The sequence below is a fragment of the Streptosporangium sp. G12 genome, assembly GCF_052983175.1.
This window is the reverse complement of record NZ_JBRIQO010000010.1, coordinates 286,236-293,493: the sequence shown is the minus strand read 5'-3', so window position 1 is coordinate 293,493 and position 7,258 is coordinate 286,236. Positions and strand designations below refer to the sequence as shown.

The 7,258-nt window shown below is 68.6% G+C and carries 6 protein-coding genes; 2 read left to right on the top strand and 4 right to left on the bottom strand.

Annotation, left to right across the window (positions count from 1 at the left end; translation table 11 throughout):
* The 3 genes from ACVCAG_RS17840 to ACVCAG_RS17830 form a co-directional block, all read right to left on the bottom strand.
* Positions 1-470: CoA-binding protein (locus ACVCAG_RS17840; protein WP_440082895.1), on the bottom strand; the 470-nt coding region annotated here is incomplete at its 3' end.
* A complete protein-coding gene (gene sucC, locus ACVCAG_RS17835) occupies positions 470-1,651 on the bottom strand; it encodes an ADP-forming succinate--CoA ligase subunit beta (protein ID WP_440082894.1) in 1,182 nt (393 codons plus the stop codon). The genes sucC and ACVCAG_RS17840, both read right to left, overlap by 1 nt.
* 325 nt (positions 1,652-1,976) lie before the next feature.
* Positions 1,977-2,384: a cobalamin B12-binding domain-containing protein gene (locus ACVCAG_RS17830; RefSeq protein WP_440073307.1), complete on the bottom strand. Its 408-nt coding sequence runs from the start codon at positions 2,382-2,384 to the stop codon at positions 1,977-1,979.
* 430 nt (positions 2,385-2,814) lie between these two features.
* Between ACVCAG_RS17830 and ACVCAG_RS17825 the strand changes: the two genes are divergently transcribed.
* Positions 2,815-3,687, top strand: a complete 873-nt coding sequence (locus tag ACVCAG_RS17825; RefSeq protein WP_447190046.1) for a hypothetical protein — start codon at positions 2,815-2,817, stop codon at positions 3,685-3,687.
* Between the two features lie 270 nt (positions 3,688-3,957).
* The gene (locus tag ACVCAG_RS17820) at positions 3,958-4,866 is read left to right on the top strand and encodes a hypothetical protein (protein ID WP_440082892.1); all 909 of its coding nucleotides are present in this window, start codon (positions 3,958-3,960) and stop codon (positions 4,864-4,866) included.
* A gap of 110 nt (positions 4,867-4,976) precedes the next feature.
* Here the strand turns inward: ACVCAG_RS17820 and pcrA are convergent, their stop codons facing one another.
* The gene (pcrA, locus tag ACVCAG_RS17815; protein ID WP_440082891.1) at positions 4,977-7,241 is read right to left on the bottom strand and encodes a DNA helicase PcrA; all 2,265 of its coding nucleotides are present in this window, start codon (positions 7,239-7,241) and stop codon (positions 4,977-4,979) included.
* Positions 7,242-7,258 lie beyond the last annotated feature (17 nt).

The following is a 7,258-nucleotide window of genomic DNA, read 5'->3' as shown; positions in this document are numbered from 1 at the left end:
CCCGACTTCGAGACCAGGCCGATGCGGCCGGCGCTGGTGATGTCGGCCGGGATGATCCCCGCGTTGGAGGCGCCGGGCGAGGCGATGCCGGGGCAGTTGGGCCCGATGATCCGGGTCTTGCCGCCCTTGGCGACCGCGTACGCCCAGAACTCGGTGGTGTCGTGGATCGGGACGCCCTCGGTGATGACCACGCAGAGCGGGATCTCGGCGTCGATGGCCTCCTTGACGGCGTCCTTGGTGAACGCCGGGGGCACGAAGACGACCGACACGTCGGCGCCGGTCTCCTTGATGGCCTCGGCGACGGTGCCGAAGACGGGCAGGCCCTCGTGGACGGTGCCCGCCTTGCGGGCGTTGACGCCGCCGACGACGCGGGCGCCGGAGGCGAGCATCCGGCGGGTGTGCTTGGTGCCCTCACCGCCGGTCATGCCCTGGACGATGATCTTGCTGTTCTCGTTCAGCCAGATGGCCATTACGCACCTACCGCGGCGAGCTCGGCGGCGCGCTTGGCCGCATCGTCCATGGTGTCCACCAGTTCGACGCCGGAGAGCTTGGCGTCGGAGAGAATCTGACGCCCGAGTTCGGCGTTGTTGCCGTCCAGACGGACGACCAGCGGGCGGCTCACGCTCTCACCGCGGGCGTCCAGCAACTGGAAGGCCGAGACGATGCCGTTGGCGACCGCGTCGCAGGCGGTGATGCCGCCGAAGACGTTGACGAAGATCGACTTCACCGCGGGGTCGGAGATGATGATCTCCAGGCCGGCCGCCATCACCTCGGCCGAGGCGCCGCCGCCGATGTCGAGGAAGTTGGCGGGCTTGGGCTGACCGGGGAACGTCTCGCCCGCGTAGGCGACGACGTCCAGGGTCGACATGACCAGGCCCGCGCCGTTGCCGATGATGCCGACGGAACCGTCGAGCTTGACGTAGTTGAGGTCCTTGGCCTTGGCCGCGGCCTCCAGCGGGTCCTCGGCGGCCTTGTCCTCGAAGGCCGCGTGGTCCGCCTGGCGGAAGGACGCGTTGTCGTCGAGGGTGACCTTGCCGTCGAGGGCCTTCACCTGGCCGTCGGCGGACAGGATCATCGGGTTGACCTCGACGAGGGAGGCGTCCTCGTCGACGAAGGCGCACCAGAGCTTCTCGATGAGCTCGGCGGCGCCGTCGAGCGCGGCCTCCGGCAGCCCTCCGGCCTGGGCGATCTCGCGGGCCTTGGCCCGGTCGACGCCGTCCAGGGGAGAGACCGGGATCTTGGCGACCTTCTCGGGGGTGCTGTGCGCGACCTCTTCGATGTCCATGCCGCCCGCCGCGGAGCAGATGGCGAGGAACGTACGGTTGGCGCGGTCGAGCAGGAAGGAGAAGTAGTACTCCTCCGCGATCGCGCTGGCTTCCTCGATCAGGACCTTGTGGACCGTGTGGCCCTTGATGTCCATGCCGAGGATGTCGGTGGCCTTCCGCTCGGCGTCGGCGGCGTCGTCGGCGACCTTCACGCCACCGGCCTTGCCTCGACCACCGGTCTTGACCTGGGCCTTGACAACGACACGGCCGGTCAGCTGCTCGGCTGCCGCCCGTGCCTCCTCCACGGTGTGCGCGACCACGCCGCGCGGCACCGGGATGCCGTACTCCGCGAAGAGCTCCTTCGCCTGATGTTCGAACAGGTCCACGAGGGTCCGTCCTTGCTTGTCCGGCTGGTGTACAGATGTGAGCGAGCCGACTCCATGATCCAAGGGGGAGCCCGGCGGTTTTGCGCCAATGAAGCCTAGCCCGCCTCATGGCATGACCAGGTAACCGGGTTCCAGATCGTACGCCCCGAACGCTGTTCGCGCCGAACCGGCCGGTCCGGCCGCCGGTCCCGCGAGCCGGTTCACCGGGCCGGCGGGCGACCTGTCAGAGGTTCGTCGGACAGGCGAGGGCGGCCGGAACACCGGCGAGAGATCCGGCGAGAGACCCGTCGGACGGGTGGGGGACCGTCAGACGGCGTGAAGGCCGTCAGACGGGCGAGGGGATCGCGCTCCGCACCCAGTCGACGATCTCCTGGGTGGTGGCGCCCGGGGTGAAGACGCGTGCGACGCCCATCTCCTGGAGGGCGGGCATGTCGGCCTCGGGGATGATCCCGCCACCGAACACCACGATGTCGCTCGCGTCGTTCTCCTTCAGCAGCTCCAGCACCTTGGCGAAGAGCGTCATGTGCGCGCCCGACAGGATGGACAGCCCGACCGCCGCGGCGTCCTCCTGGATCGCGGTGCGCACGATCTGCTCGGGCGTCTGGTGCAGGCCGGTGTAGACGACCTCCATCCCGGCGTCCCGCAGCGCCCGCGCCACGATCTTCACGCCCCTGTCGTGACCGTCCAGCCCCGGCTTGGCGATGACGACGCGGATCCTTGACACGGCATCCATCCAGACCTCCTTGTCTGCGCTCCCCTCGCGACGTGGGAGCTGTCCGCAGCGTAACCGGCCGCGCCGCGCCGGGCTCGGCGGGCCACCGCGAACCACGGTACAGCGGTACGAATTTCACCGCCTTTCCGTACGGCGCCAGGGTCCGTCTCCCCCGGCGGCCGCGCCCCGGCTAAACCGGCCGGAATACGCGGCGGAACCGGGGCCGCACAGAAAAGGGAAACTGACCGTCTGTGATTGTTCGGAAACGAAGCCGCGTTCCCGGTATAGGAGATGACGGCGCGCCAAAGGTCGGCAGGACCTCTCTGCACCGAATGTGCACGGTTAATTCAAGGCAATCCGCCAAATGCGCTACCGTTCCGTGATCTTTCTCCACAAGAATGTGTCGTCCCTCCCCCAGCGGGGTGGAGGGATCAATCAGGAGGACATCCCTTTGAAGCGATACATCGCCGGGCTGGCGTGCGCCGCAACGGCCATGCTGGGCGTTCCGGCGCTGGCATCGACCGCGCACGCACAGGCCGCCGATCCGATCAGCGCACTGAAGAAGCAGTTCGAAAACGGCCGGGGCGTCACGTACGTCGACACCACGAAGGGGCGCGCCTCGTACGGCAGCGCGGTCTTGGCTCAGCGCAAGGGGGTGCTCCAGTTCGGCGCCTCCGGAATCAACGCGTCCGACCAGACCACCAAGCTGCGCATCAAGGCGAGCGACATCGCGGAGATTACCGAGAACCTGAGCGAGGAGGAGAGCAAGGTACTGGTCGGTCTGACCAAGCCCGAGCGGGTGATCCGCGTCAAGAACACCTCCTACGTCTCCGGCGGCATCTTCGGCCAATTCCTGCCTGAGGACAAAACGTGGCTTAAATTGCCGGGCGTTCTGGGCAACACCGGCCGGTTGAGCCAGCTCGTCAATCCGGCCGAGCCCGCGACGCTCAAGGCCCTGCTCGCACGCGCCACGGTCAAGCGCCCGACCGCCTACTCGGGAAAGATCACTTTCGGCGAGCTCTACAAGGTCTCACCGTGGTTCCGAGCAGGCGTCTTCGTTGCTCCGACGGCCAAGCAGTCGAAGATCACGGTGCAGTGGAAGCTGGTTCTCGGTTCCGACCTGCTCGCCAGGAGCCTGACCACCACCTACTCCGGGACCGCCGTGGCCGCGCCGGGGACGACCATCTCGGTCGAGACCCGCTACACCGGCTGGGGCTCCAAGGTGACGGTCAAGGCGCCGCCGGCCGATCAGGTCGCCAAGCCGGGCGATCTGGACGAGGGTGTGGAGACCGACGCCCCCATCCCCCTGCTGGGCGGCAGCTGATCACCCCGGGCTGATCACACGGAACCGGTTCGTCCCGCGCTGATCACGCCACACCGATCACACGGCACCGATCGTCCCGCGCTGATCACATCTCGCACCACACGGGCCGCGCCCGGCGGGTTTCCTCCGCCGGGCGCGGCTCGCGGCGTCCGCCGACGGCGCGGGCCCCGGCACCTCTGTCGATTCTTGATCCAATATTTCGGGATATAGGGAAGAATCTTCTTCCGCCCTCCGCGACGACGCGAGGACACCTACGGGAGGACCCCCTCGATGAGGCGAATCATCGCCGCCCTGACCGGCGCCACCATGGCAGCCCTGATCGTTCCCACGCTGGTGACCGTCGCCCCGGCGAGCGCCACGACCACCCGGACCGCCCAGGCCGGCGCGGCCGACCCGGTCTCGGCGCTGAAGCGCCAGTTCAGGACCCACCGGGGCGTGAAGCTCACCGAGAACACGAAGATCGTCGGTGAGGGCAAGAAGAATCGGACGATCTTGACCCGGCGGAGCGGGGTGCTGGAGTTCGGCAGGACCGGCATGGTCGCCTCGGACCTGACCACCACATTCAGCCTGCCTGTCCCGGACAGCGAGCTCAAGGGCCTGTTCGCCCCGTCACGGACGATCTCGCTGAAGGGCGTCAGCTACACCTCGGGCGGCATCTTCGCCGAGTCCATGCCCGAGGGCAAGAAGTGGCTGCGCACGCCCAGCGGCACGCTCTCCCTGGTCAGCGCCGTCCAGCAGATCATCAGCACCGTCGAGCCCGGCACGCTCAGGGCGACTCTGGCCCACACCCGCGCCAAGCGCCCCGGCGGGACGTGGGACGGCACCCGGACCACGGTCCACTCGGGCACGATCACGCTGGCCGAGCTCTTCAGGGTCTCTCCCGCGGTACGCACGATGCTGGGCAGGAAGCCCACCGGCAGGTCCGCGACGCTCCCGGTGACCTGGAAGATCTATCTCGGCTCCGACCGGCTGGTCCGCCGGATCGTGTCGTCGTACACCGAGTCCACCCGGGGCCTCAACAGCACCGAGCTGACCTACGTCAACGACACCCGCTACACCGGCTGGGGCACCAAGGTCACGATCAAGGCACCGCCCGCCGGCCAGGTGGTCGAATTCGACGAGCTCATCGGCGACATCACCCAGCCCGAGGACCCCATCCAGGAGCTCTTCAAGGGCTGAACCGGCCCGAGGTGATGAGGGACCGAACCGGCCCACGGCGCTCGGGAAGGGCCCGGAGAGCAACCGCTCCCGGGCCCTTCCGGCCTCCCCGGACGCTCATCCGGCACAGGCTAGAGCTTCTCCAGGGGCGCGTACGCCAGCAGCAGGGTCTTCTCTCCCCCGCCACCGAAGTCGATCTTGACCTTGGTCTTCTCCGCGACGCCGTCCACGGACACGACCGTGCCCAGGCCGAACTGGTCGTGGGTGATCCGGTCGCCGGGGGTCAGGTTGGGGATCTGCCTGCCACCGGGCTTCCTGGCCGGGGCGGGACGGGAGTCGCGGCGGGTGGCGGCGCTCCAGGCGCTCTTCTCCGGATCGCTGCGCCAGTCGACCAGCTCGGACGGGATCTCGGCGACGAACCGGGAGGCCGGGTTGAACGCGGGCGAGCCCCAGGAGCTGCGGACGGCCGCCCTGGAGATGTAGAGGCGCTGCTCGGCCCGGGTGATGCCGACGTAGGCCAGGCGGCGCTCCTCCTCCAGCTCCTTGGGCTCGCCGAGCGAGCGCATGTGCGGGAAGACGCCGTCTTCCATGCCGGTGAGGAACACCACCGGGAACTCCAGTCCCTTCGCGGTGTGCAGCGTCATCAGCGTCACCACGCCCTGACCGCCGTCGGCCGCCGGGATCTGGTCGGCGTCGGCGACCAGGGAGACCTGCTCCAGGAACTCCACCAGCGTGCCCTCGGGGTTGGCCTCCTCGAACTCGGAGGCGACCGAGATCATCTCGTCCAGGTTCTCCAGGCGGCTCTCGTCCTGCGGGTCGTTGGAGGCCGTGAGCTCCAGGCGGTAACCGGTGCTCGCCAGCACCTCCTGGGCCAGCTCCGAGGGCGTCATGTCGTCGGCCTTCACCATGAGCTCGTCCATCAGCGCGACGAACTCCTTGATGGCCTTGAGCGAGCGGGTGGCCATGCCCGGCGCGTCGTCCGCCCGGCGGAGCCCCTCCCAGTAGGGGATCCGCTCCCTGGTCGCGAACGCCTCGACCATCGCCTCGGCGCGCTCGCCGATGCCGCGCTTGGGCACGTTGAGGATGCGGCGCAGCGACACCACGTCGTTCGGGTTGGACAGGAAGCGCAGGTAGGCGAGCAGGTCGCGGACCTCCTTGCGCTCGTAGAAGCGCACCCCGCCCACCACCTTGTACGGCAGGCCGGTCCGGATGAAGATCTCCTCGAACACCCGGGAGGCGGCGTTGGTCCGGTAGAACACCGCGACCTGGCCGGGCACGACGTCCTCGTGGTCGGTGAGCCTGTCGACCTCCTGCGCGACGAACATGGCCTCGTCGTGCTCGTTGTCGGCGACATAGCCGATGATCTTCGTCCCGGCGCCCTGGTCGGACCAGAGGTTCTTGGGCTTACGGCTCGCGTTGCGCGAGATCACCGCGTTGGCGGCGGACAGGATCGTCTGGGTGGAGCGGTAGTTCTGCTCCAGCAGGATCGTCCTGGCCTCCGGGTAGTCGCGCTCGAACTCCAGGATGTTGCGGATCGTCGCGCCACGGAAGGCGTAGATCGACTGGTCGGCGTCACCGACCACGCACAGCTCGGCCGGGGCGACCCCGCCCTCCCTGCCCTCCCTGACCGTGTCCCCGTCGGCGGTGCGCGGCTCGGGACGGCCGGCGATCTCGCGGATCAGGGTGTACTGGGCGTGGTTGGTGTCCTGGTACTCGTCCACCATGATGTGGCGCCAGCGGAGCCGGTAGTGCTCGGCCACGTCGGGGAAGATCTGGAACAGCGTCACCGTCAGCATGATGAGGTCGTCGAAGTCCATCGCTCCGGCCTCGGTGAGCTTCTGCTGGTAGTTGCGGTACGCCTCGGCGAGCTTGCGCTCCAGGTGGGTGGACGCCTGGGCCGACGCCGTCTCGTAGTCGATCAGCTCGTTCTTGAAGTTGCTGACCTGGGCGGAGAACGATCTCGGCGGGTAGCGCTTGGGGTCGAGGTCCATCTCGCGGCAGACCATCGCCATCAGCCGCTGGGAGTCGGCCTGGTCGTAGATGGAGAAGCTCGTCGGGAAGCCCAGGCGCCTGGCCTCGCGGCGCAGGATCCGCACGCACGCGCTGTGGAAGGTCATCACCCACATCGCCGCCGAGCGCGGGCCGATGAGCCGGTCGACCCGGTCCTTCATCTCCCTCGCGGCCTTGTTGGTGAAGGTGATCGCCAGGATCTCCTGCGGCTGCACGCCCCGCTCGCCCAGCAGGTAGGCGATGCGGTGGGTCAGCACCCGGGTCTTGCCGGAACCCGCGCCCGCGACGATGAGCAGGGGGCTGCCGTGGTGCACGACGGCCTCGCGCTGCTGGGGGTTGAGCCCGTCGAGCAACGGATGGGTCAGGGAAGAGGCTGGGATCGACACGTCCCCTAGGTTAGAGC

What these genes read in the sequence shown, in the direction of transcription:
- ACVCAG_RS17830 (WP_440073307.1), bottom strand. Translation starts at nt 2,384, where the DNA reads ATGGATGCCGTGTCAAGGATCCGCGTCGTCATCGCCAAGCCGGGGCTG.
- ACVCAG_RS17820 (WP_440082892.1), top strand. Translation starts at nt 3,958, where the DNA reads ATGAGGCGAATCATCGCCGCCCTGACCGGCGCCACCATGGCAGCCCTG.